General features: G+C 72.8%; 22 protein-coding genes, 3 pseudogenes and 1 riboswitch. Of the genes and pseudogenes, 16 read left to right on the forward strand and 9 right to left on the reverse strand.

Annotated elements, in window-relative coordinates; genetic code table 11:
• Nucleotides 1-101 precede the first annotated feature (101 nt).
• On the forward strand, nucleotides 102-947 hold the full coding sequence (locus tag MQE23_RS37155) for a fused MFS/spermidine synthase (protein ID WP_020274188.1): 846 nt from the start codon (nucleotides 102-104) through the stop codon (nucleotides 945-947).
• Here MQE23_RS37155 and MQE23_RS37160 read toward each other — a convergent pair.
• A complete protein-coding gene (locus MQE23_RS37160) occupies nucleotides 909-2,213 on the reverse strand; it encodes an MFS transporter (RefSeq protein WP_243381422.1) in 1,305 nt (434 codons plus the stop codon). The two genes, MQE23_RS37155 and MQE23_RS37160, sit on opposite strands and share 39 nt — an antisense overlap.
• A 126-nt stretch (nucleotides 2,214-2,339) precedes the next feature.
• The gene (locus tag MQE23_RS37165) at nucleotides 2,340-3,353 is read right to left on the reverse strand and encodes a hypothetical protein (RefSeq protein WP_243381423.1); all 1,014 of its coding nucleotides are present in this window, start codon (nucleotides 3,351-3,353) and stop codon (nucleotides 2,340-2,342) included.
• A gap of 162 nt (nucleotides 3,354-3,515) precedes the next feature.
• On the opposite strand from MQE23_RS37165, the gene MQE23_RS37170 reads away from it, so the two are divergent.
• Complete coding sequence (locus MQE23_RS37170; protein WP_243381424.1) at nucleotides 3,516-3,968, forward strand: DUF4442 domain-containing protein; 453 nt, start codon at nucleotides 3,516-3,518, stop codon at nucleotides 3,966-3,968.
• A 50-nt stretch (nucleotides 3,969-4,018) separates the two neighbouring features.
• On the opposite strand, the pseudogene MQE23_RS37175 reads toward MQE23_RS37170, so the two are convergent.
• Nucleotides 4,019-4,177: pseudogene (locus MQE23_RS37175) on the reverse strand (UTP--glucose-1-phosphate uridylyltransferase); the annotation flags it as partial.
• Nucleotides 4,178-4,495: 318 nt separating this feature from the next.
• Between MQE23_RS37175 and MQE23_RS37180 the strand changes: the two are divergent.
• From MQE23_RS37180 to MQE23_RS37190, 3 genes are all read left to right on the forward strand, one after another.
• The gene (locus tag MQE23_RS37180; RefSeq protein ID WP_243381425.1) at nucleotides 4,496-6,376 is read left to right on the forward strand and encodes an RICIN domain-containing protein; all 1,881 of its coding nucleotides are present in this window, start codon (nucleotides 4,496-4,498) and stop codon (nucleotides 6,374-6,376) included.
• A 323-nt stretch (nucleotides 6,377-6,699) separates the two neighbouring features.
• Nucleotides 6,700-9,087: a phosphoketolase family protein gene (locus tag MQE23_RS37185; protein WP_243381426.1), complete on the forward strand. Its 2,388-nt coding sequence runs from the start codon at nucleotides 6,700-6,702 to the stop codon at nucleotides 9,085-9,087.
• 71 nt (nucleotides 9,088-9,158) lie between these two features.
• On the forward strand, nucleotides 9,159-9,782 hold the full coding sequence (locus MQE23_RS37190; RefSeq protein WP_020276041.1) for a DedA family protein: 624 nt from the start codon (nucleotides 9,159-9,161) through the stop codon (nucleotides 9,780-9,782).
• Between the two features lie 12 nt (nucleotides 9,783-9,794).
• Here the strand turns inward: MQE23_RS37190 and MQE23_RS37195 are convergent, their stop codons facing one another.
• On the reverse strand, nucleotides 9,795-10,322 hold the full coding sequence (locus tag MQE23_RS37195) for a gamma carbonic anhydrase family protein (RefSeq protein ID WP_037672415.1): 528 nt from the start codon (nucleotides 10,320-10,322) through the stop codon (nucleotides 9,795-9,797).
• 112 nt (nucleotides 10,323-10,434) lie between these two features.
• Here MQE23_RS37195 and MQE23_RS37200 point away from each other — a divergent pair, with 112 nt between their 5' ends.
• The gene (locus MQE23_RS37200; RefSeq protein ID WP_020276043.1) at nucleotides 10,435-11,232 is read left to right on the forward strand and encodes an acyltransferase; all 798 of its coding nucleotides are present in this window, start codon (nucleotides 10,435-10,437) and stop codon (nucleotides 11,230-11,232) included.
• A gap of 15 nt (nucleotides 11,233-11,247) precedes the next feature.
• Here the strand turns inward: MQE23_RS37200 and MQE23_RS37205 are convergent, their stop codons facing one another.
• On the reverse strand, nucleotides 11,248-12,105 hold the full coding sequence (locus tag MQE23_RS37205) for a DMT family transporter (protein ID WP_243381427.1): 858 nt from the start codon (nucleotides 12,103-12,105) through the stop codon (nucleotides 11,248-11,250).
• 97 nt (nucleotides 12,106-12,202) lie between these two features.
• On the opposite strand from MQE23_RS37205, the gene MQE23_RS37210 reads away from it, so the two are divergent.
• Nucleotides 12,203-12,775 (forward strand): XRE family transcriptional regulator, encoded by a 573-nt coding sequence (locus MQE23_RS37210; RefSeq protein WP_243381428.1) that lies wholly within the window; start codon nucleotides 12,203-12,205, stop codon nucleotides 12,773-12,775.
• A gap of 43 nt (nucleotides 12,776-12,818) precedes the next feature.
• Entirely contained in the window at nucleotides 12,819-13,376 is a 558-nt protein-coding gene (locus MQE23_RS37215) for a YbaK/EbsC family protein (protein ID WP_243381429.1), read from the forward strand.
• Nucleotides 13,377-13,386: 10 nt separating this feature from the next.
• Here MQE23_RS37215 and MQE23_RS37220 read toward each other — a convergent pair whose 3' ends face one another.
• Entirely contained in the window at nucleotides 13,387-14,439 is a 1,053-nt protein-coding gene (locus MQE23_RS37220; protein WP_243381430.1) for a cation diffusion facilitator family transporter, read from the reverse strand.
• 62 nt (nucleotides 14,440-14,501) lie between these two features.
• On the opposite strand from MQE23_RS37220, the gene MQE23_RS37225 reads away from it, so the two are divergent.
• Nucleotides 14,502-14,861: a metalloregulator ArsR/SmtB family transcription factor gene (locus MQE23_RS37225; RefSeq protein ID WP_037672409.1), complete on the forward strand. Its 360-nt coding sequence runs from the start codon at nucleotides 14,502-14,504 to the stop codon at nucleotides 14,859-14,861.
• 1 nt (nucleotide 14,862) lies between these two features.
• Here the strand turns inward: MQE23_RS37225 and MQE23_RS37230 are convergent, their stop codons facing one another.
• The 3 genes from MQE23_RS37230 to MQE23_RS37240 all read right to left on the reverse strand — a co-directional run bounded on the left by MQE23_RS37230 (nucleotide 14,863) and on the right by MQE23_RS37240 (nucleotide 18,328).
• The gene (locus MQE23_RS37230) at nucleotides 14,863-16,086 is read right to left on the reverse strand and encodes a 4-hydroxybenzoate 3-monooxygenase (protein WP_243381431.1); all 1,224 of its coding nucleotides are present in this window, start codon (nucleotides 16,084-16,086) and stop codon (nucleotides 14,863-14,865) included.
• A gap of 38 nt (nucleotides 16,087-16,124) precedes the next feature.
• Entirely contained in the window at nucleotides 16,125-17,765 is a 1,641-nt protein-coding gene (locus tag MQE23_RS37235; protein WP_243381432.1) for an APC family permease, read from the reverse strand.
• A 134-nt stretch (nucleotides 17,766-17,899) separates the two neighbouring features.
• Nucleotides 17,900-18,328: a CoA-binding protein gene (locus MQE23_RS37240; protein ID WP_020276052.1), complete on the reverse strand. Its 429-nt coding sequence runs from the start codon at nucleotides 18,326-18,328 to the stop codon at nucleotides 17,900-17,902.
• A gap of 91 nt (nucleotides 18,329-18,419) precedes the next feature.
• A riboswitch (cobalamin riboswitch) is annotated at nucleotides 18,420-18,610 on the forward strand.
• Between the two features lie 68 nt (nucleotides 18,611-18,678).
• Between MQE23_RS37240 and MQE23_RS37245 the strand changes: the two genes are divergently transcribed.
• From MQE23_RS37245 to MQE23_RS37275, 7 genes and pseudogenes are all read left to right on the forward strand, one after another.
• Entirely contained in the window at nucleotides 18,679-19,695 is a 1,017-nt protein-coding gene (locus tag MQE23_RS37245) for an ABC transporter substrate-binding protein (RefSeq protein WP_020276053.1), read from the forward strand.
• Nucleotides 19,692-20,705 carry an iron chelate uptake ABC transporter family permease subunit gene (locus MQE23_RS37250; protein WP_243381433.1) on the forward strand — a complete coding sequence of 338 codons (1,014 nt, stop codon included), beginning with the start codon at nucleotides 19,692-19,694 and terminating at the stop codon, nucleotides 20,703-20,705. Before MQE23_RS37245 ends, MQE23_RS37250 begins: the two co-directional genes overlap by 4 nt.
• 20 nt (nucleotides 20,706-20,725) lie before the next feature.
• A complete protein-coding gene (locus MQE23_RS37255) occupies nucleotides 20,726-21,505 on the forward strand; it encodes an ABC transporter ATP-binding protein (RefSeq protein WP_020276055.1) in 780 nt (259 codons plus the stop codon).
• A 293-nt stretch (nucleotides 21,506-21,798) separates the two neighbouring features.
• A pseudogene (locus MQE23_RS37260) lies at nucleotides 21,799-22,161 on the forward strand (hypothetical protein); the annotation flags it as partial.
• A 432-nt stretch (nucleotides 22,162-22,593) separates the two neighbouring features.
• Nucleotides 22,594-22,932, forward strand: a pseudogene (locus MQE23_RS37265) (hypothetical protein); the annotation flags it as partial.
• Complete coding sequence (locus MQE23_RS37270; protein WP_243381434.1) at nucleotides 22,929-23,471, forward strand: histidine phosphatase family protein; 543 nt, start codon at nucleotides 22,929-22,931, stop codon at nucleotides 23,469-23,471. The pseudogene MQE23_RS37265 and the gene MQE23_RS37270, both read left to right, overlap by 4 nt.
• Nucleotides 23,472-23,518: 47 nt before the next feature.
• Entirely contained in the window at nucleotides 23,519-24,145 is a 627-nt protein-coding gene (locus tag MQE23_RS37275) for a YigZ family protein (protein WP_020276058.1), read from the forward strand.
• The last annotated feature ends 66 nt before the right edge of the window (nucleotides 24,146-24,211 follow it).

Here is a 24,211-nt window from a genome sequence, read left to right on the forward strand (position 1 = left end):
CTGCGGGGCCCGTTGTGGCTGGTCGCGCCGACGCGGCGGAGCCGCAAGTCAGCACAGCCCCGCGCCCCTTGCGGCCTGCTGCACAAAGGCACAATGGAGAAGTGAACGAAGCCATCCCCTTCGCCCGCTCTGTCGATCACGGGTTCGCCAAGCTCATGCCCGACGTCGACCGGGAACGGGCCTGGCTGCTGACCGTCGACGGGGCGCCGCAGTCGTACGTCGATCTGGACGCGCCGACGCATCTGGAGTTCGAGTACGCGCGGCGGCTCGGGCACGTGCTGGATGTCGTGGCGGAGCCGGGGGCCGCGTTGGACGTGCTGCATCTCGGCGGCGGTGCGCTGACCATGCCTCGGTACGTGGCCGCGACCCGGCCGGGGTCCCGGCAGGGCGTCGTCGAGGTCGACCGGGGGCTGCTGGAGCTGGTCGCCGAGCATCTGCCGTTGCCGGAGGGGGCCCGGGTCGCGCTGCACGCGTCGGATGCCCGGGCCTGGCTGGAGAGCGGTCCCTCGGACTCGGCGGACGTCATCGTGGCCGATGTGTTCGGCGGGTCGCGGGTGCCGGCGCATCTGACGTCCGTCGACTACCTCCGCGAGGCCGCGCGTGTGCTGCGGGACGGTGGGTTCTACCTCGCGAACCTGCCCGACGCCGCGCCCTTCGCCTTTCTGCGGTCGCAACTCGCCACCCTGGCCACCGTCTTCGAGGAACTCGTGCTGATCGCCGAGCCGGGGGTGCTGCGGGGGCGGCGGTTCGGGAACGCGGTGCTCGTGGCCGGGCACGAGCCGGTCGACGTCGCCGCCCTGGCCCGGCTCATGGCCGCCGACGCCTTCCCGGCCCGGGTCGAACACGGCGCCGCCCTGCGGGACTTCGTCGGCGACGCGCGGGCCGTGCGGGACGAGGACGCCGTGCCGTCACCCGAGCCCCCCGACGGGGCGTTCGGCATCGGCTGACGCGTGCTCGGTGCCGCCCTGGACCACCGCTGTGGTCCTGCGCCGCAGGTTGCGTACGTCCGGTACGCACAGCGCGGCGGCCGTGACCAGCACGACCAGGCCCGCGCAGCCCCACAGCGCGGCCGTACGCCCGAACGCCTCCTCGGCGGGGCCGGCCGCGGCCGTGGCGAGCGGCACCAGCGCGACGGAGCCGAACCAGTCGTACGCCGAGACGCGGGAGAGCTTGTCCTCGGGGATCTCCTGGTGCAGGGCCGTCATCCAGGACACGCCGAACACCTCGATCGTGGCGCCGGCGACGAACATCACCACGTAGAGCACGCCGATCGGCACGGGGACGGCGAGCGCGGCCGACGGCAGGGCCAGGGGGAAGACGCAGAGAGTGCCGGCGAGGAGCAGGCGGCGGGGTTTCCAGCGGGTCATCAGCACGGCGCCGGCGACGGTGCCCGCCCCGAACGCGCCCAGGGCGAGACCCCAGGGGCCCGCGCCGCCGAGGTGGTCGCGGGCGACGAGCGGGCCGTACACCGCGTCGGCGGCGGAGACGACCGCGTTGGCGATCGAGAACTGGACGACGACGGCCCACAGCCACGCCCGGCCGGAGAACTCCCGCCAGCCCTCCCGCAGATCGGCGAGCAGACCGCCGCCCGGTGCGCGCGGCGGGATGTGGCCGACGTCGAGGAAGGCCCGCAGTGCCCCGGCGACGGCGAAGGCCGCGGCGTCGGCCGCCAGCACCCAGCCGGGCCCGACCACGGCGACCATGGCACCGCCGACTGCGGCACCGCCCAGGGCCGCACCCTGCATCGCCATCCGGAAGACCGCGAACGCGCGGCCCGCCTGCTCGCCCGAGACGGAGGACATCAGCATGCCCTCGGCGGCCGGTCCGAAGAAGGCCTGGCCGGTGCCGCCGAGGGCGGCGAGCAGCATCATCTGCCACAGCCGGGGGTCCCCCGTCAGCACGAGTGCGGCGAAGGCGGCCTGGGAGAGGCAGTTCAGGGCGTTGGCCGCCACCATGACGCGGTGCCGGGGCAGCCGGTCCGCGACGGCGCCGCCGATCAGCAGGAACAGCACCAGGGGGAGCGTCCGGGCCGCCGCGACCAGGCCGACGTCACCACCGTCGCCGCCCGTTTCGAGCACGGCGAACGCCGCGGCGACCAGGGCTCCCTGGCTGCCCAGGTTGGTGACGACCGCGGCGGCGGTGAGCAGGGAGTAGTTGCGCCCCGCCCAGGTGGGCCTGCGGGGGCGCCGGGCGGAGGCGGTGGGCGTGGTCACCGGCAGACTATCGCCGCCGGGGGGCCGTCCTGCCAAACCGTTTTGCGCGGGGTCCGGAGTCCTGGGTCCGGGGTCGCGGTGAGCCGGGCCCACCCCCTGCCGGGGCGGGCCCGTCCGGCGTCCGCGTCAGCCTCCGGTCGGCTCGCCGTGCAGCCGGACCGTGCTGAGGATCTTCAGGATGGTCTCCTTGGGCACCTCGCCCTTGACGCCCTTGGCCCCGTAGAAATTCCACGCGACGAAGTCGCCCGCCGAGTTCTTGAAGCCGAACGTGACCGCCTTGCCGTCGCTCGCGCACTTGCCCTTGTCGGGCGTGTTCTCCGACCACGCCCAGGCGACGCTGCCCTTCACGCCGGCGGCGGTGGTGTAGGGCTTGGCCTTCTTCTCGGTCTTGACGCTCTTCTTGTCCGGCTGCGTGTAGCCGCCGTACACCCACCAGGCCACCTGGTTGAGCGCGACCTCATCGGTGTTCTTGGCGCCGTCCGCGCCCTTGGTGCCGGCCCCGGCCAGGGACTCGCTCTCGGTCCTGCCGTCCTTGTTGTCGTCGCTCGTGCACCACTCGGACTTGTAGAAGGCCGGCGCCGACATGACGATGAGCGGCTTGGCGTCGTCGGACTTGGCGTCCTCGAAGCCGACGGACGACGTGGGTGAGGCGACCTCCCAGTCGGCCGGGACGTCGAAGGCCGTGCCCCACTTGGGGTTGATGACGACCTTCCAGCCCTTGACGGTGGGCTTCTCCTCCTCGCCGCCGCGGGGGTTGTCGCCCGTGGCGGGGGTGCTCGGCTCCGCGGACGGGTTCGCGGGCGCCGTGTTCTTCTTGCTCGCGCCCTTGCCGCCGTCCGCGGTGTCGTCCTTGTCGCCGCCCAGCACCAGGAAGCCCGTGACACCGGCCGCCACGACGACCGCCGTGGCGGCGATGATCGCGACCAGCTTCGTCCGGTTGCCGCCGCCACCGCCCTGCGGGGGCTGCGGCACGCCGGCCGGCCCGGGGGCACCCCACTGCGGCTGCTGTCCGTAGGGGTTGGGCTGCTGCGGATAGCCCGGCTGCTGGTACGGATTCGGCTGCTGGTAACCCGGCTGCTGGTACGGGTTGTTCGCTTGCGGGTTCTGCTCGCCCCCGGGCGGCTGCTGTCCTGGCCACATGGGCAGCAACCCTAGCCGCGCTCCGGACACGATTCGGTCACTGCCCGTGGACGGAGACGTAGCAACCCGGGAACGGGTCGGCGCGGACGGCCGGGCGAGGACGATGCGGCAGTCGTCACACGGGCCTATCCAGCCGTCTCTACTCGTGAGTAACATGCGGCCATGAGCGCAGACCAGATGTCCATCGGCGAGATGCTCGCCGCCACGGTGCCCATGGCCCGGACCCTCAACCTCGAGTTCCTCGAGACGACGCCGGAGCGGGCGGTGGTGTCCCTGCCCGACCAGGGCGAATACCACAACCACGTGGGCGGGCCGCACGCCGGGGCGATGTTCACGCTCGGCGAGTCGGCGAGCGGGGCGATCGTGCTGGCCGCCTTCGGGGACCAGCTCTCGCGCGCCGTGCCGCTCGCCGTCAGCGCCGAGATCTCCTACAAGAAGCTGGCGATGGGTGCGGTCACCGCGACCGCGACCCTCGACCGTCCGGCCGCCGAGGTCGTCGCGGAGCTGGACGAGGGCGGGCGCCCCGAGTTCCCTGTGTCCATCGCCATCCAGCGGGCCGACGGTGCGGTGACCGGCGAGATGACGGTGGTCTGGACGCTGCGTCCCAACGGCTGATCCGACTGTCGCCCGTGCGGGCCCCGGCAGCGTGCCGGGGCTCTCGCGTGTCAGGCCGCGATGTCCCGCCGGGCGGGGCGGGTGCCGTCGAGGCCCGCGACGAACCCCTTGAGCCAGGCCGTGAACTCCGGCCCCAGGTCCGGCCGGTCACAGGCCGGCCGGACCACCGTGCGCAGGTCGTCGGCCTTGTCGCCGGTGTCGTGGCGCAGGTTCGTGGCGGGCGGGACGCCGGGCTGTGAAGTTGGAGATTCCGTGACCAACCGCCTTTGCCTGCTCACAACTTGAGACTCATCGCGGCGGTGCTTTCGAAAACCGGTGCGGATACCGCCGGTAACATATCTGAATTCTCCTCGTTTTGAACGTGGGTCATCCGAACTCCTTGTTACCTGTCAGTCGTATGTGCGAAAGTGAGCCGCCTCACAGCCAAGTCCACAGCTGACGCGGCATAGGTATGCACCAATCACGCACCTGCTTTCCGACGGACGCGCAATTCGCATGCCGTCCTGCGGCTGGAAGGAAATGGTTCAGTGCAATCCCCCTACCCCCCACGCCCGCCGTACCCGCCGCGCCCCGGAGCGGGTCCCGCGGATTCCGATCGCAATCTCCTCGCCCGGGTCGGTGATCCCGGCGAAGGCCCGCGCGCCGCCGCCCTGTTGCTGGCCCGGCACTGGCGGGCGGTGTACGAATACGCCGTGATCTGCCTGGCCTCCGCCCAGGATTCGGCGTCGATGGCGGCCGCTGCCGCGTTCCGCCGGGAACTCGCCCGGCCGGGCGGCGGCGCCCTGCGCCCGCGGCTGCTCGCGGCCGTGCGGGACACGGTCCGGGATTGGGCCGCCGACGACGGCATTTCCCGAGTACTGCCGGAACTTCGCAAACACGTCGGCGCCCGCGGCCTGCGTGCCGCGCGGTCCGTGACAGCCGAAAGGCGGCGGCTCGCCGAGCGCGCATTCCGGACCCTTCCGGGGGCGTCCCAATGCCTGCTCTGGCATACGGAGGTCGAGGCCGAACCCATATCCGTACCGGCTGGTCTGCTGGGAGTGGACGTCCGAACCGCATCGGCCGCGCTGGAGCAGGCGCGTGAACAATTCCGGGCGGGTTGCGTCCGTGCTCACCGGGAACTCGCGCCGACGCAGGAATGCCGCTTCTACAACCGTCTGCTGGACGTTCCGATGCGCCGCGGCGGGGCCCTGCTGCCGGATGTGCAACGGCATCTGATGGCCTGCCGCTACTGCCGGCACGCCGCCGAACAACTCAGCCATTTCGAGGGCGGGTTGGAGGACCTGCTCGTCGAGACCGTGCTCGGCTGGGGCGCCCGCCGCTACCTCGCATCACGGCCGGGCCGGGACGAGGGCCGGGGCGCCCTGTCCGCCGGCCCGGCCGGTGGCCGCCACCGGCTCCGGGCCCACGCCCTGCCGGCGGGCGGCCGGCTCGGGCCTTCGAGAAGACACACGAAGGCGCTGGTCGCCGCGGTCGGGGTGACCTCCCTCGTGCTGCTCGCGACGCTGCTCGCCGCCAGGGGCTGGACGGAGGAGGGCGGCACCGTCTCCCCCCAGGCCACCTGGGGAGCGGTCAGCGGCCACTCCGTCGACCCGGACTCCGTGGGAACCTCCTCGGCCGGCCTCCCGTCGGCCGCGTCCGCGGGCCACCCCGCCGTGGTGGCCCGCGGGCGGCTGCGCAACCTCGACGCCGGCCTGTGCCTCGGCGTCCAGGACGGCCGGTCCCGGGCCGACGCCCGCATGGTGCTGACCTCGTGCTCCGCCACCGGGCCCCTGACGTGGTCGTACCAGGACGACGGCATGCTGCGCAGCGCCGCCGACCCCACGCTCTGCCTCGGCTCCGACACCGCCGAGGGCTCGGTCGTCCTCGCCGGCTGCCTCGTGCACGCCGGAGTGGTGCGCTACGACCTGACCGTGCGCGGCGAACTCCTGCCGCGCGGCGGCAAGGGGCTGGCTCTCACCCATGGCCCCGGCCGGAACGTGATCGTCGCCGGGCGCGACGGATCCGAGGCGCAGCGCTGGGCGCTGGAACCGAGGGCTGCTTCCGGGGGCGACGCGTCGGGGGAGTCGGGGGATCCGCGGGACCCCGGGGAGCGGCGAGGCCAGGACGCCCCTCCGGAGAGCCGCCGGGAGAAGGAGTTGTACGACGGCGCTCCGCCCGGGCATCGGCCCGAACCGCCGCGGAGCAACTCCGGGGATCTGCCGCAGGAGCGGTACGAGACGCGGTTCGCCCGGGCCGACTGCTGCGGCGCGGCCGAACCGGGCCGGGCCCCCGGCGACACGGGCAGGCCCGGCACCGATGTCCTCGGCCGGGCGCCCCACGCAGACGTACCGGGTTCCGCGAAAGCTCCCGTGACGGCTCCTGTGACGGCGGCCGTGAGGGCGACGCTCCACTCCACCGCGCTCCCTTAGACCGGGCGTCCGGGCGCCCGGGCCTCTGGGCGTCCGGGAGTGGGGCCTCCGGGATGCCATGCCTGGCCGGGGCCGTTCCCAAGACGGTCCCGGCCTTCGGCCGCTCCTGCCGGGGCACCCGCCGTGTCACCCGGTCGGGCGGGCCACGCACCCTGGGGATCGGGGCGTCGTCACCGGATCTGCGGCTGCGGACGGGCGTACGGGTGGGCGGCCGACTCGGCGCGTTCCGGACAGCGGGTGACACAGGCCGGGAGGCGCCTGGCATCGAACCGGAACAAACTGGTACTCCTCCTGAGGCCGTCGCAGAACCCAGGGAGTCACTCATGCCCGAGGCCCCGCGCCTGGACAGCAGCACGCAACCGACCGACGAGGAACTGCGCACGCTGGACGCCCACTGGCGGGCCGCCAACTACCTGGCGGCCGGTCAGATCTACCTGCTGGCGAACCCCCTGCTCACCGAGCCCCTGCGGCCCGAGCACATCAAGCCGCGGCTGCTGGGCCACTGGGGCACCTCGCCCGGGCTCAACCTCGTCCACACGCACCTCAACCGGGTGATCAAGAACCGCGAGCTGGACGCGCTGTGCATCTGGGGCCCGGGCCACGGCGGCCCGTCGGTGCTGGCCAATTCCTGGCTGGAGGGCAGCTACAGCGAGAAGTACCCGGACGTGACGCGGGACGCCGAGGGCATGGAGCTGCTGCTGCGGCAGTTCTCGTTCCCCGGCGGCGTGCCCAGCCACGTCGCCCCGGAGGTGCCCGGCTCGATCCACGAGGGCGGCGAACTCGGCTACTCCCTCGCCCACGCCTACGGCGCCGCCCTCGACCACCCCGGCCTGCTGGTCGCCTGCGTGATCGGCGACGGCGAGGCGGAGACCGGCCCGCTGGCCGGATCCTGGCACGCCAACAAGTTCCTCGACCCCGTCCACGACGGTGCCGTCCTGCCGATCCTGCACCTCAACGGCTACAAGATCGCCAACCCGACCGTGCTGTCCCGCCTCCCGCAGTCCGAGCTCGACGCGCTCCTGCGCGGCTACGGCCACGAGCCGATCCACGTCAGTGGCGACGACCCGATGGCCGTGCACCGCGCGATGGCCCGGGCGATGGACACCGCGCTCGACCGCATCGCCGGGGCGCAGCGCGCCGCCCGCGAGGAGGGCGTGACCGAGCGCCCGCACTGGCCGGTGATCGTGCTGCGCACCCCGAAGGGCTGGACCGGCCCGGCCGAGGTCGACGGCGAGCCGGTCGAGGGCACCTGGCGCTCCCACCAGGTGCCGCTGGCCGGCGTCCGTGACAACCCGGACCACCTGCGCCAACTGGAGTCCTGGCTGCGCTCCTACCGGCCCGAGGAACTGTTCGACGCCGAGGGCCGGCCGGTCGCGGACGTCCTGGCCTGCGTCCCCGAGGGCGGCAGGCGGCTCGGCGCCACCCCGTACGCCAACGGCGGGCTGCTCGTCCGCGACCTGCCCGTCCCGCCCCTGGACGACTTCGCCGTCCCCGTCGACAAGCCGGGCACGACCCTGCACGAGCCCACGCGCGTCCTCGGCGACCTCCTGGCCCAGGTCATGCGGGACACCGCCGACCGCCGTGACTTCCGCCTGGTCGGCCCGGACGAGACCGCCTCCAACCGGCTCCAGGCGGTCTATGCCGCCAGCGGCAAGGCATGGCAGGCCGAGACCCTCGACGTCGACGAGCACCTCGACCGGCACGGCCGGGTGATGGAGGTCCTCTCCGAGCACCTCTGCCAGGGCTGGCTGGAGGGCTATCTGCTCACCGGCCGGCACGGGCTGTTCTCCTGCTACGAGGCGTTCGTGCACATCGTCGACTCGATGGTCAACCAGCACATCAAATGGCTGCGCACCTCCCGGCGCCTGCCCTGGCGCGCCCCCATCGCCTCCCTCAACTACCTGCTGACCTCCCATGTGTGGCGGCAGGACCACAACGGCTTCTCCCACCAGGACCCCGGCTTCGTCGACCACGTCCTCAACAAGAGCCCCGAGGTCGTCCGGGTCTACCTGCCGCCGGACGCCAACACCCTGCTGTCCGTCGCGGACCACGTGCTGCGCAGCCGCGACTACGTCAACGTCGTCGTGGCCGGCAAGCAGCCCTGCTTCGACTGGCTGTCCATGGACGAGGCCCGGGTCCACTGCGCCCGCGGTGCCGGCATCTGGGAGTGGGCCGGCACCGAGGACGGCTCCCGCGAACCCGACGTGGTGCTGGCCTGCGCCGGAGACGTCCCCACCCAGGAGACCCTGGCCGCCGCGCACCTGCTGCGCCGGCACCTGCCCGACCTGTCGGTCCGCGTGGTGAACGTCGTCGACCTCGCCCGGCTGCTGCCCCGCGAGGAACACCCGCACGGCATGAACGACTTCGAGTACGACGGCCTCTTCACCGCCGACAAGCCGGTGATCTTCGCCTACCACGGCTACCCGTGGCTGATCCACCGCCTGGCCTACCGCCGCGCCGGCCACCAGCACCTGCATGTGCGCGGCTACAAGGAGGCCGGCACCACCACCACGCCCTTCGACATGGTCGTCCGCAACGACCTGGACCGCTATCGCCTCGTCATGGACGTCATCGACCGCGTCCCGGGTCTCGCGGTGCGCGCCACGGCCGTACGCCAGCGCATGGCCGACGCCCGCACCCGCCACCACGCCTGGATCCGCGAGCACGGCACGGACCTGCCCGAGGTCGCCGAGTGGAACTGGAACGCCTGAGCCGCGGGGGACGTCTTGCCACCCGGTAGGCTTCCCGTGCTCGCAGGGAAGCACAGGGAAAGGATCCGGCGTTGCACGTCCAGGAGTGGCTCGAAACCGTACCCGCGGTGGCCGTCTACGCACTGGTGGGAGTGGTCATCGGCCTGGAGAGCCTGGGCATCCCGCTGCCGGGCGAGATCGTCCTCGTCTCCTCGGCTCTGCTGGCCTCCCAGCACGGCCACATCGACCCCGTCGTCCTCGGCGCCAGCGCCACGGCCGGCGCGATCATCGGCGACTCGATCGGCTACGCCATCGGCCGCAAGGGCGGCCGCCCCCTGCTGGCCTGGCTGGGCAAGAAGTTCCCCAAGCACTTCAGCGAGGGCCATATCGCCACGGCCGAGCGGTCCTTCGAGAAGTGGGGCATGTGGGCCGTCTTCTTCGGCCGCTTCGTCGCCCTCCTCCGCATCTTCGCGGGCCCCCTCGCCGGTGTGCTCCGCATGCCGTACTGGAAGTTCCTCATCGCCAACGTCCTCGGCGGCATCGTCTGGGCCGGCGGCACGACAGCGGTCATCTACTACGTCGGCATCGTCGCCGAGTCCTGGCTGAAGCGCTTCTCGTGGCTGGGCCTGGTGGCGGCGGTCCTGGTCGGCCTCACGTCGATGCTGGTGCTGAAGCGCAAGGCGAAGAATGCCCAGCCGGTAACCGCTGCTGAGTGAGACGCCCTTCTGCTACCCGTGCACCTCACGATGCGCCTTCGCCAGCTCGGCGTACATCGTGCCGTTGAGGGTGACCCCCTGCCGCTCCTCCTCCGACAGCTCCCGCCGGACCTTCGCAGGCACTCCCGCCACCAGCGACCCGGGCGGCACGACCATGCCCTGCGGCACCAGTGCCTGCGCGGCGACGAGCGACCCGGCCCCGATCACCGCCCCGTTCAGCACCGTCGCCCCCATTCCGATCAGGCAGTCGTCCTCGACTCTCGCCCCGTGCACCACGGCGTTGTGACCGATGCTGACCCGCTCACCCACCGTCACGGGAAACCCCGGGTCGGCGTGGAGTGTGCAGTTGTCCTGGACGTTACTGCTCGCACCGACCGAGATCGCCTCGACATCGCCCCGCAGCACGGCCCCGTACCAGACACTCGCCCCCGCACCCAGCGTCACGCTCCCGATCACCGAAGCCGTCGGCGCCACGAACGCCTCCGGATCGATCTGCGGCTCCCTGCCACCGATCCCCGTGATCATCGCTCGCTGTCCCATGCCCGCCTCCAGAAACGTCGTAGACAACGCGCAAACCGTACGACACCCGGTGGGGCGAAGATCACAGGCCTCCGACGCCGCGGGGTGAGCTACCGCTGAGTACCGTGACCTCGTGCCGAAGCGCAAGAACACGTTCTCATCCTGGCGGCGCGGCCTCGCGCAGCGCGCCGTCCACGCGGGCTGGGCCTGGGCGCAGCGCACGGGCTCCGTGACCGCCGACCACCCCGGGCGCTACCGGTTCGGCGCGATGGGAACAGGTACCAGACTCGCCTTCCCGCTCGGCACGGTCTTCGGCGAACCCTGGATCCACCTGGGCTCCCACTGCATCGTCGGTGAGCAGGTCACCCTCACCGCGGGGCTGATGCCCGACCTCGACCTCGGCCCGGACCCGATCCTGCGCATCGGCGACGGTGTCGTCCTCGGCCGCGGCAGCCACGTCATCGCGGACACGACGGTCACCATCGGCAGCGACTGCTACTTCGGCCCGTACGTCTACGTCACGTCCACGAACCACTCCTACGACGACCCGCACGAGCCGATCGGCAAGCAGTGGCCTCGGATGGAGCCGGTGGAGATCGGGCCTGGCTGCTGGATCGGCACGGGCGCGGTGATCCTGCCGGGTGCCCGGATCGGGCGGAACGTGGTGGTGGCCGCGGGCGCGGTCGTCCGGGGCGCGGTGCCCGACCACGCCGTGGTGGCGGGCGCGCCGGCCCGTGTCGTACGGCGCTGGACACCGGCCGACGGCTGGCAGCCGCCGCTGCGCACCCCACCGCCGGTGCCGATCCCGGAGGGAGTCACGCCGGAGCAGCTCCGCGCCCTGTCGGACCTGGACGAGGAGACGGCGGCCCGGCTCGCCGAGCCGGCCGAGGAAGCGGCGGCCGGACTGGCCGAGCTGGAGCCGGGATCCTGAACGACCCCGGCCGGCTCAGCCCGACGCCAGCAGAACCGTCCCCACCAGGGCCAGCCCCGCACCCGCGGCCTGCACCGCCCGCAGCCGTTCGCGGAGCACACCGCGCGCGGCAACGGCGGTCACCACCGGGTAGAGCGACGCGAGCACGGCGGCGACGGTGACCGGGCCGTGCTGCGCGGCGATCGAGTACGTGCCGTTCGCCGCGACATCCGCGAGGCCGACGAAGGCCAGCGCAGGCAGGGAGCGCCACGGGAAGCCGTCCGCCGGAAGAGCGGGCGCCCCGCGCCGAACCGACACGTACAGCGCCAGTCCGCCGGCGGCGACATTCGTCACCCGCTGCACGAACAGCGCGAGGAACAGCCCGGTCAGCGTGGTCGACGCCTCGGCGATCAGCGCCATGACCGCGCCGAAGCCGAAGGCAGCGAGGAGGGTCAGGGCGATGGCCTGCCGCTGCACGGGCGCGCCGCGGAACTGGGGACCGCCGGCCAGGCAGACACCTGCGACGGCGACCAGGATGCCGACGAACTGGAGCACGCCGGGACGCTCGCCCAGCACCAGGCCCACGCCGACCGGCACGGCCACCCCGACCGAGCCCAGCGGCGAGACCACACCCATCGGGCCCAGCGCGAGTGCCTTGTAGAAGGCGAGCATCGCCACCGGCCCGACGAGACCGGCGGCCACGGCGAACCACAGCTGCGGCCCCGCCTCGCTCCAGCCAGCGGTCGCCATCACGACCACACCCAGCACGACCACCGCGATCGACTGCGAGACCACGACCACCGTCAACGCCGGGGTACGCCGGGTCAGCAGTCCGCCACCGAAGTCGGCCAGTCCCCACAGCAGGCTGGTGGCCAGGGCGAAGAGCGCTGTCATGGGACGGATGCCTCGCAGTACAGTTCGGTGAACGATCAGGTCAACCACACCGTAGTGCAGTCGATTGCACTATGTCATACAGAATATTGGACGGAATGTGTCGGACCTCGACCTGCTGACCCAGTCCCTGGCGCGCAGCGTCAAGCACTGGCGCGCGGTGCGCGGCTTCACGCTGGACGTGCTCGCAGCCCGGGCGGGCGTCAGCCGCGGCATGCTCATCCAGATCGAGCAGGCCCGCACCAACCCCAGCCTCGGCACCGTCGTCAAGATCGGCGACGCGCTCGGCGTCAGTATCACCACCCTCCTCGACTACGAGCAGGGCCCCAAGGTCCGCATCGTCCCCGCCGAACAGGCCGTACGGCTGTGGCACACGGAGGCCGGCAGCTACAACCGGCTGCTCGCGGGCACCGAGGCGCCCGGCCCGCTGGAGATGTGGGACTGGCGGCTCATGCCCGGCGAGAGCAGCGCGTCCGACCCGCACCCTGCCGGCACGATGGAACTGCTCCACGTCACGGCCGGGAAACTGACGCTCACCGTTGACGGCGTGGAGCACCGCGTCCCCGCCGGCGCGAGCGTGTCCTTCGAGGCCAACCTCCCGCACACGTACGGCAACACCGGCGACGTGCCGCTGGAGATGATGATGGCCGTCTCGGTTCCGCCCGTGACCTGAGACGCCCCGCCCGAGGGCCGTCCGGTGTTGTTAGCGTGCCGCTATGCACGCACCCATCGGACACTTCGACGACGCCCGTCCGGCCCCCGCCTGCCTCGACGAGCTCACCGGACCGGTCGCCGACGCCGTACGCCACTGGCAGGGCAGCGTCCCCGCCGACCAGATCCTCTACGTCGACACCGACCCGGAATGGGCCGACACGGCCACCTTCGTGGAGCACTACGGCCGTGACCTGCTGGAGCGCTCCGCGAACTGCGTGGTCGTCGCGGGCAAGCGCGGCGGCGAGTCCACGCTCGCCGCGTGCGTGGTGCCGTCCACCACCCGGGTCGACGTCAACGGTGTCGTGCGCCGCCAACTCGGCGCCCGCAAGGCCTCGTTCGCCGCGATGGACACGGCGACCGGGGAGACCGGGATGGAGTACGGCGGCATCACTCCGCTCGGACTGCCCGGCGGCTGGCCCGTGCTGGTCGACGCGGCCGTCGTCGACCTGCCGTACGTGCTGGTCGGCAGCGGCCGGCGGCGCGGCAAGCTGCTGGTGCCGGGCAAGGCCTTCGCGGAACTGCCGGGCGCGGTGGTGCTGGAGGGCCTCGGCGTCGCCTGAGGCGCAGGCCCTACGCCGACGCGTGGTGGGCCAGCGGCTGGTGCGGGTCGGCCTCGCCCGGGGCCGGTTCCGGGTCGGCGTGGACCAGGGCCGCGGTGAGGCGGGGCACGGCGTGCAGCAGGGCGTGCTCGGCGTCGACGGCGATGCGGTGGGCCTGGCGTACGGTCACGTCACCGTCCACCACGACCGCGACCTCGGCGCGCAGCCGGTGACCGATCCAGCGCAGCCGCAGCTCACCGACCCCGCGGACCCCGGCGACCTCGGCCAGTGCCCGCTCGGCCCGGTCCACCAGGGCCGGGTCGACCGCGTCCAGCACCCGGCGGAACACCTCCCGCGCGGCGTCCCGCAGCACCAGCGCGATCGCCGCCGTGATCGCCAGCCCGACGATCGGGTCGGCCAGTTGCCAGCCCAGGGCCGATCCGCCGGCGCCCAGCAGCACGGCCAGTGAGGTGAAGCCGTCGGTGCGGGCGTGCAGTCCGTCGGCGACCAGCGCGGCCGAGCCGATCGCACGGCCGACGCGGATGCGGTAGCGGGCCACCCACTCGTTGCCCGCGAAACCGACGAGGGCTGCCACGGCGACCGCCGAGACGTGCTGGACCGGGCGCGGGTCGAGGAGGCGGTCGATCGCCGTCCAGCCCGCGAAGGCCGCCGACGCGGCGATCGTCAGCACGATCACCAGGCCCGCCAGGTCCTCGGCCCGCCCGTAACCGTAGGTGAAGCGGCGCGTGGCCGCGCGCCGGCCGAGAACGAAGGCGATCCCGAGGGGGACGGCGGTCAGCGCGTCCGCCGCGTTGTGGACCGTGTCCCCGAGCAGCGCGACCGAGTCGGAGGCGGCCACCACCACCGCCTGGGCCAGGGCCGTCACGCCGAGCACCGCGAGCGAGACCCAGAGCGCCCGCATCCCGCGGGCCGACGACTCCAGGGCGGAGTCGACCTTGTCGGCCGTCTCGTGGGAGTGCGGGGTGAGGAGGTGGGTCAACCGGTGGAGCAGGCCGTGCCGGTGCCCGTGGCCGTGCGGCTGGGAGTGCTCGTGCGGGTGGGAGTGCTCGTGCCGGTCGCTCACGTGGGTCTCCTTCCGGTGCGCGCGAGTGGACGTCCACACGCCCATGGGGCCATTATGTGCGTATGAGCGCACGCATGCACCTGTCATCTGCGCACGATGCGCATCCGCGCAGCCCCGGCGAGGAACAGTTCGCGCTCGCCGCCGAACTCCTCGCCCTGCTCGGCGACCGCACGCGGCTGACGCTGCTGCACGCGCTGGCCGGGGGAGAGGCCGACGTCACGACCCTCACGGACAGGTGCGGGGCGGCCCGGCCCGCCGTCAGCCAGCACCTGGCGCGACTGCGTCTCGCGGGCCTGGTGAACACGCGCAAGGAGGGCCGCCGGGTGATCTACTCGCTCCGCGACGGCCATCTGCGCCGGCTCGTGGACGAGGCGCTGAACGTGGCCGACCACCGGCTCACCGACCGGCCCCTGCACGACTGAATCAGTACCGCGCGGCCGTCCCCAGGTACTGCTCGGCGAAGGCCGCGGCGGCCGCCGGCGAGGTGAACAGGCGGCGCAGCCGGGCGAGCGTGGTGCCCGCGCGGAACGGGTCGCCCGCCGCCGTGCCGTGGTACACCTCGGACAGCCACTGCGAGAACTCCTGGTAGTCCCACACCCGCCGCAGGCACGCCTCCGCGTAGCCGCCGAGGCCGCTGTCGTCCCCACTGGTCAGACGGGCCACCAGGGCGTCGCCGAGCAGGAAGGCGTCGTGCAGCGCGAGGTTCATGCCCTTGGCGGCGATGGGGGCGACCAGATGGGCCGCGTCACCGGCGAGGAAGAGCCGGCCGGACACCATCGGCTCGACCACGTAGTCGTGCATGTCCAGCACACGCTTCTCGATCAGCCGCCCCTCGGTCAGCGGCGGCACACCGGACGCCCCGAGCCGCTCCTGGAGCTCCGCCCAGACGCGCTCGTGCGGCCAGTTCTCCGGGTCGTCGCCCGGCGGGCACTGGAGGTAGTAGCGGGTCACCTCCGGACTGCGGGGCATCTGCCCGGCGAACCCCCTGGCGTGGCAGCCGAACAGCACGCAGTCGGCGGACGGCGGAGCCTCGGCGAGCAGGGCCAGCCAGCCGATGCCGTAGTCGTGCCGCGCGACACGCACCCGTTCCGGCGGCAGAGCGGCCCGCGTCACCCCGCGCGCCCCGTCGCAGCCGGCCACGAAGTCGCAGTGCACGGTGCGCTGTTCACCCGTCTCCTGGCAGGTGTACGACACCGACGGCCGGTCGGTGTCGATGTCGTGCACCCGCACGTCCCGGACCCCGAAGCGGATCTGCCCGCCGCGTACGTCGGCGTACTCGCGCACCAGGTCCGTCACCAGCAACGGCTGCGGATAGACGAAATGGTGACTTCCCGTCAGCTCGCCGTAGGGGAACCGGTACCGCTCGCCGTCGAAGCGGAACTCGCACGCGGAGTGCAGCTCCGCGCGGTCCAGCAGGTTCCGGGCGAGGCCCCGCTTCTCCAGGCCCCGCACGGCCCACTCCTCGATGACTCCGGCCCGGGGCCGCTGTTCTATGAACTCCCGGGTCTCGGTCTCCAGCACCAGGCAGTCCACGGCCGCGGCCCGCAGGATGTTGCCGACGGTCAGCCCGGCGGGACCGGCGCCCACGACAACGACTGGGAAGCGTTGCGGGGCGCCGGAGTTGAGAGGCGGGGAGGCTTGGGTCATGCGCTCATTATGGAGGCGCCGGCCGGGTAGGGCCGGTGTCAGTGGACGGGCACCTCGGTGACGGCCACCTCCCCGATGCCCCGCTCGATCTCCTCCGGCCGGGACGCCGACGCCCGGGCCCAGTAGTAGATCGCCAAGGAGAACACCGCGATGACCACGATGTCCCACCACAGCCCGATGTGCCCCTGGCCGCCGAAGCCGCCCTGCCAGGAGATGACGCCCATGCCCAGCAGGTAGACCGGCAGCCACTGGGCGGCCCTCCAGTCGAGCCGGGGCGCGTCGGGCAGGCCCTTGCGGGTTGCGTACCAGGCGTATCCGCCCAGCAGGACGTAGCCGAGGACGATGGCCACGCCCAGTCGCCACAGCGTGTCCCAGGTCGACCAGTAGATGATGAGGTTGGCCACGACGAACGACAGCGGGGAGATGACGTTCCCGCCGGGCAGGCGGTAGGGCCGTTCGCGGTGCGGCAGCCGGTCGGCGAAGACGCCGTACGCCAGCGGGGCACCCGCGTACATCAGCACGCTCGCCGAGGTGATGAAGCCGACCAGCTGCTGCCAGCTCGGGAACGGCAGGAAGCAGACCACGCCGGTCACGAAGGAGACGATCAGGCCGAACCACGGAACGCCGCGCGCGTCGGTGCGGGTGAAGATCTTCGGCGCGTAGCCGTTGCGGGCCAGGCCGTAGGAGACGCGGGAGGTGGCGGTGGTGTAGATCAGGCCGGTGCCCCCGGGGGAGACGACCGCGTCCAGATACAGCACCACACTCAGCCAGCCGAGCCCCAGCAGGGTGGCCAGCCCCGCCCAAGGGCCGCTGATACCGGGGTAGTCGAGCTTGGTCCAGCCGTGCGCGAAGGAGGCCAGCGGCAGGGCCGCGATGAAGACGATCTGGAGCAGGACGTAGATCCCGGCTCCGATGGCGACCGAGCCGAGCGTCGCACGGGGCAGGTCACGGGCCGGGTCGCGGCTCTCGCCCGCCAGCTGGATCGCCTGCTCGAAGCCCAGCAGGGCGAAGATGATGCCGCTGGAACTGACGGCGCTCAGCACGCCATGGGCGCCGAACGGGGCGAAGCCGTGCTCGGTGAAGTTGCCCGGGTGGAAGTTGCCGGCCGCGATGATGAAGATCGCGGCCAGCGGCACGGCCACCTTCCACCAGGTGGCGGCGCTGTTGGTGTGGGCCAGGAGCCGCACGCCGAGGAAGTTGATCACGACGAACACGGCCATGAGGATCACGGCGACGACGAACCCGCTGGTCGTGAGCGTCCCGTCCTTGGCGTGCTGGAAACCCTGCGCCCAGTGCCAGTGCCCGGCGTAGCCGATCATGGCCTCGACCTCGATCGGTGCCACGGTCGCCGCCTGGAGCCAGGAGAACCAGCCGAAGGACATGCCGGCCAGTCCGCCGAACGCGTAGTGCGGATAACGTGCCGTGCCGCCCGCGACCGGGAACATGCCGCCGAGTTCCGCGTGCACCAGGGCCAGCAGTACGATCCCGACCGCGCCGATCAGCCACGACAGAATCGCCGCGGGGCCGGCCGCCACGACCGCCTTCTCGGCTCCGTACAGCCACCCGGAGCCGATGATGGAACCGACCGACGCCCACATGAGCCCGATCAGTCCGACGTCCCGGCGCAATCCGCCCGGGCCCCCCTTTACCCCCGCTGCTGCCTGGTCGACGCTCACCATGAATCAAGGGGCCTCTCATAAAAGAACTCGGTGAGTTCTGCGAGCAAGAGGCCTCAGATTAGGAATCGATTATCCAGCGGTAGAAGACGAGTTGCGCAGCCTTGACCCGGCGCGGGTATTTCCTGGAAAGCGCTTCAGGAGTTCTGTACGCGGTGATGAGGAAGCCGTGGGATCTCGATCGCCGGGCAGCGGTCCATCACCATCTCCAGGCCCGCGGCGCGGGTCCGGTCGTACGCCGCCTCGTCGATGACGCCGAGCTGGAACCACACGGCCTGCGCGCCCTTCGCGACCGCCTCGTCCGCGACCGCTCCGGCGAGATCGCTGTTCACGAACACGTCCACGACGTCCACGTCGAAGGGGATGTCCGCCAGACTGGCGTACCCCTGCTCGCCGTGCACCGTCTCCGCCTTCGGATGCACGGGCACGACGCGCTTGCCGAAGCGCTGGAGCACGGCGGCGACGCCGTACGCCGCGCGCTGCCGGTTCGACGACAGGCCCACCACGGCCCAGGTGTCGCCGAGCTCGGTGAGAATCCTGCGGACCGTTGCCTCGTCGCCGTACACCTGCGGCCTCCTCGGATGTCGCGGAAAACTGCTGTCGCACTGCTCTCCGTGCAACGGCGCAGGGCGCGCGGTGATTCCCCCGCGCCCTCCGTGATAGCTTGCCGAGGCCAGTCGAACCCATGTACGTGGGTCAGGGAATCCGGTGCGAATCCGGAACTGACGCGCAGCGGTGAGGGGGACGGGCGGGGCCTCGGCCACTGGACGGCACGTGTGACGTCCGGGAAGGCGCTCCGCACCGGACGAACCCGAGTCCGAAGACCTGCTGGCGGCCCCCGCGGCCGTGCGCGGCGGGGGAGCACCGTACGACCGGGCTCCGCGATCGAGCCCTCGACGACTGAGGACTGGTTTCCGTGCCCCTCGCCCGACCCGCCCGTGCCGCCGCCCTGCTCGCGGCCGGCTCCCTGCTCCTGACCGGCTGCGGCGACTCGAAGGCCACCACCGCCAAGGCCGCCGTGACCCTCGACAACTGCGGCCACGAGGTGCGCGTCGAGACCCCGCCGAAGCACGCCGTCTCCCTCAACCAGGGCACCACCGAGATCCTGCTCTCCCTCGGCCTCGCCGACCGTCTCGCGGGCACCGCCACCTGGACCGACCCCGTGATGAAGGGGCTGGCGAAGGCCAACGCGAAGGTGCCGCGCATCGCCGACAACAACCCGTCCTTCGAACGGGTCCTGGACGCCGACCCCGACTTCGTCGCGGCGTCCTTCGTCTCCACCCTCGGCAAGGGCGGCGTCGCCACCCGGGAGCAGTTCGAGAAGCTCGGCGTCCCCACGTACGTCTCCCCGTCGGACTGCGCCGGCAAGGACAACTCCGGCGACGGGGACGGCGCGCGCGACAAGGCGCTGGGCATCGACACCATCTACGGCGAAGTGCGCGACCTGGCCACCGTGTTCGGGGTGCAGGAACGGGGAGACAGGCTCGTGGCCTCCCTCCAGCGGCGCATGGCGAAGGCCACGCGGGGCATCCACGCCTCCGACGTCACTCTCCTGTACTGGTTCGCCAACTCCGAGTCGCCCTACATGGCGGGATGTTGCGGGGCGCCCGGCATCATCACCCGGGCCCTCGGCGCCAAGAACGTCTTCGACGACACGCACGAGGAGTGGCCGCAGATCAACTGGGAGACGGTCGCCGACCGCGACCCCGACGTCCTCGTCATCGGCGACCTCACCCGCAAGTCGCAGACCGCCGAGTCGGCCGCGAAGAAGATCGCCTTCCTGGAGTCCAACCCGGTCACCAAGAAGATGGACGCGGTCAGGCACAAGCGGTACGTGCTGCTCAGCGGGCAGGCCATGAACCCGACCATCCGCACGGTCGAGGGCGTGGAACAGGTCGCCGCCGGACTGCGCGAGTTCGGGCTCGTGAAGTGACCGTCCGCGGGCCCGCGCTCGGTGTCGCAGGCGCCTTGCTGCTGGTCGTCTCCCTGGCCCTGGCGATCACCGTCGGCCCGGCCGACATCCGGATCGCGGACGTCTGGTCCGTCGTCGCGGCCCACCTCGGGCTCGGCAGCTCGGACCTGACGCCGATCCGCGACGGGATCGTCTGGCAGCTGCGGCTGCCGCGCACCCTGCTCGCGGCCGTGTGCGGGGCCGGGCTCGCCGTCTGCGGGGCGGTGATGCAGTCGCTGCTGCGCAACCCGCTCGCCGACCCGTTCGTGCTCGGGGTGTCCTCCGGCGCCTCCACCGGCGCGGTCGTGGTCGTCGTCCTGGGACTGGGCGGCGGTGCCGTCTCGGTGTCCGCGGGAGCGTTCCTCGGCGCCCTGGTGTCCTTCGCGCTGGTGCTGCTGCTCAGCCACACCCTGGGCGGCACCACCGACCGGGTCGTCCTCGCGGGCGTCGCCGCCATGCAGCTCTTCTCCGCGCTCACCTCCTTCGTCGTGATGACCGCCGCCGACGCCGAGACGACCCGGGGCGTGCTGTTCTGGCTCCTCGGCTCGCTCGGCGGCGCGGGCTGGACCGACGTGTGGCTGTGCCTGGCCGTCCTGGCCGTCACGCTGGTGGTGTGCCTGTCGTACGCCCGTACCCTCGACGCCTTCGCCTTCGGGCAGGACGCGGCGGCCGCGCTCGGGGTGTCCGTGGCCCGCACTCGCCTCGTGCTGCTGTGTGTCACGGCCCTGCTCACGGCCGCGCTGGTCAGCTCGGCGGGGGCGATCGGCTTCGTCGGGCTGGTCCTGCCGCACGCCGCGCGGGCCCTGACCGGTCCCGGGCACGCCCGGCTGCTGCCGGTCACAGCCCTCGCCGGAGCGGTGTTCCTGGTGTGGGTGGACACCCTCGCCCGTACGGTGCTGGACCCCCAGGATGTGCCGGTGGGAGTCGTGACGTCGCTGATCGGGGTGCCGGCGTTCGTGGTGGTGCTGTACCGGACACGGAGGGTGCGGTGAGCAGGGCGGCGGAAGCAGCGGTGTCCGGCGCCGGGCTGCGGGCCGACCGGGTCGGTCGCCGTGCCGACGGACGCCTCATCCTCGACGGTGTCGTCCTCGCGCCGGAGACCGGCTCCACCGTCGGCGTCCTCGGTCCCAACGGCTCCGGCAAGTCCACGCTGCTGCGGCTGCTGGCGGGGCTGCTCACGCCGACCGCCGGAGTCGTCACCCTCGACGGCACGCCGCTGGGCGACCTGCCCCGCCGCACCGTCGCCCGCCGGCTCGCCGTGGTCGAGCAGCAGGCCGACACGCAGGTCGAGTTGACGGTGGTGGACGTCGTACGGCTGGGCCGCGTGCCGCACCGCCGGGCCTGGACGCCCGGTTCGGCGGACGACGAACGGGCCGTGCGCGAGGCCCTGGAGCGCACCGGCCTCGCCGACCGGGCCGACCAGCCCTGGCACACCCTCTCGGGTGGCGAACGCCAGCGGGTGCAGATCGCCCGCGCGCTCGCCCAGGAACCCCGCGAACTCCTCCTGGACGAGCCCACCAACCATCTCGACATCCACCACCAGCTCGACCTGCTCGCCCTGGTCACCGGCCTGCCGGTCACCACCGTCGTCGCCCTGCACGACCTCAACCTCGCGGCGATGTACTGCGACGAGGTCGTCGTGCTGAGCGCGGGGCGGGTCGTGGCGGGTGGCGCTCCGGGCGACGTCCTGACGGAGGAACTCATCGCCGAGGTCTACGGGGTGCGGGCCGCCGTCAGCCGTGAAGGCCCCGAGCAGCGGCCGCATGTGCGGTTCCTGGGGACGCTGGGCTGAGCGGCCCCGCGGCAGGCGGGGTGGGCGGGCGATTCACGCCATGGTGGTCTGTCCCGATAAACGCGTCGTCGGCCGGGCGGTTTCCGGTGTGGTGGTGTCTGGCCCGACGGGCGTGGCGTTGGTGGGCGGTTTCCGGCGTGGTGGTCTCACGGACCGGCGCGCCGTTCGTGGGGCGATCCCCGCCTCGATGACCTGGTCCGTCCGGCACGCCATTGGTGGGGTGTTCTCGCCACGGTGGCCGGAAAAAGCCGCACATGCCTGCGTGTGCCGCCCACCCGGCCTACGCTCGCCTCGTGCTGCGCATCATCGACGCCCGGACCGGCGAGCCGGTCGACGCCGCTCCGGCCCGCCGGGGCCTGACCCGTGTCGAAGTGCACGCGCCCGGCTCCGACCTGACGAACCTGCGGGTGCTGCTCGTGGCGGACCTGCTCGTGCGGGCGCTGGAGCTCGGCGGCACACCGGTGTGGGCCCTGCTGACCGGCGGGCACCGCCAGGCCGAGCTGCGCGCGGACGCCACGGCCCTCGGGATCCGCCCCTTCGAGGACAGCCCCGACGTCGGCGCCGGGCTGGGCGAGGCCCAGATCGTCCATGTCACCGTCGAGGGCGGGACAGCGCCTGACGGGGTGCGGATCGCCGTCGCTCCCGTGGAGACGCCGGGATCGGCCACGTCGGTCGGCGAGACGGCGGGGTCGGGCCTGCCGGTCGGTGAAGCGGCGAAGTCCGGTCCACCGGGCGGCCGCCCGGCCGAGCCGGACCCGCAGGCCCGTGAGTCGACGAAGTCGACCCCGCCGAGTGGTCGGTCGGGGGAGCCGGGGTTGTCGGGTGGTGAGTCGGCGGGGTCGGGCTTGTCGGGCGGTTGGTCGGGCGATTCGGGTTTGTCGGGTGGTGAGTCGGCGGGGTCGGGCTTGTCGGGCGAGCCGGGCTTGCCGGGTGGTTGGTCGGGCGAGCCGGGGTTGTCGGGCGGTCGGTCGGGCGAGCCGGGCTTGCCGGGCGGTGAGTCGGCGGGGTCGGGCCTGCCGGCCGGTGAGCCGGCAGCGTCGAACCCGCCGGGCGACCAGTCGGTGGGATCCGGTCCGCTGGGCGGTGTCGACCCCGCCGTCCTGCGCCTCGCCCTGCTCGCCCGGCACCACAGCGCCCCCGTCCGGCTGGAGGCGGACGTCCTCGGGGAGGCCCAGGCCACCCTCGCCCGGTGGCGCGGTGCCGTTGCCCGTTGGGCCCGGCGGCCCTCCCGGCCCGTGCCCGACGACGTGCGCCGGCGGTTGCGCGACGCCTGGGACGACGACCTGGACGTGCCCCGGGTGCTGGACGTGCTGCGGGGCGTGGAGAACGAGCCGGATCTGCCGGACGGCGCCCGGTTCGAGACCTACGCCTACGCCGACCGGCTCCTCGGCCTCGAACTCACCCGCGATCTGGGAGCCCCGTCATGATGAAGCGCGCCGGAGCGGGCCCGCTGCGCCGCCTGGTCGTGCTGCGGCACGCCAAGTCCGCCTGGCCTCTGGACGTCGCCGACCACGAGCGCCCGCTGGCCCCGCGTGGCCGCCGCGACGCCCCCGCGGCCGGACAGGCCCTGGCCGAGGCCGACTGCCTGCCCGACCTCGCGCTGTGCTCCACCGCCGTACGCGCCCGCCGGACCTGGGAACTGGCCGCCGCCGAGTGGGGCACGCCCCCGCCGGTCCGGTTCGACCGGCGCCTGTACGCCGCGAGCCCCGCCGGTCTGCTGGCCGTCGTGCACGAGGTGTCCGCCGAGGTGGAGACACTGCTGCTGATCGGGCACAACCCGGGCTTGGAGGAACTCGTCCTGGCGCTCGCCGGTGACGGCCTCGACGACACGCTGGAGCGGGTCCGCACCAAGTTCCCGACCTCGGCCGTCGCCGTACTGTCCTGGCACGGCACGACCTGGCGGGCCCTCACCCCCGGCGCGGCGCTGCTCACGTCCATGACCGTGCCCCGGGGCGCGAAGAAGTAGCCCCGGCCGCTCCGGTCCGTCCCTGGGCCCCCGCATAGGGTGGCCGGATGCAGGACGAATACCGCACGGTCGCCCGCGCCGGCGTGCACGAGACCGAGGTCAACCGCTCCCGCTTCCTGTGCGCCCTCGCCCCGGCGGCCACCGAGCAGGAGGCGCAGGACTTCATCGCCACGGTCCGCAAGGAGCACGCCGACGCCTCCCACAACTGCTGGGCCTACGTCATCGGCGCCGACGCCTCCGTCCAGAAGGCGAGCGACGACGGCGAACCCGGCGGCACCGCCGGCGTCCCCATGCTCCAGATGCTGCTGCGCCGCGACATGCGGTACGTCGTCGCCGTCGTCACGCGCTACTTCGGCGGGGTCAAGCTCGGCGCGGGCGGACTCATCCGGGCGTACGGCGGAGCGGTCGGCGAGGCCCTGGACACCCTCGGCACGCGCACCCGCCGCCGGTTCCGGCTGGCCACGGTCACCGTCGACCACCAGCGGGCCGGCAAGCTGGAGAACGACCTGCGGACCACCGGGCGCGAGGTGCGGGACGTCCGCTACGGGGAGGCGGTCACGATCGAGATCGCCCTCCCGGACGCCGAGGTGGAGGCCTTCCGGGCGTGGCTCGCCGACGCGACCGCCGGAACCGCCGGTTTCGAACCGGGCGGGGAGGCGTACGGCGACGTCTGACGCGCGATCGGTCTCTCGCCCGGCGCCCGGGAGCCGGCCCGGCGGGCGCCGGACCGGCTGTCGCGG

It is taken from the genome of Streptomyces sp. HP-A2021 (genome assembly GCF_022807935.1).
In the GTDB taxonomy this organism is placed as follows: Bacteria; Actinomycetota; Actinomycetes; order Streptomycetales; family Streptomycetaceae; genus Streptomyces; species Streptomyces afghaniensis.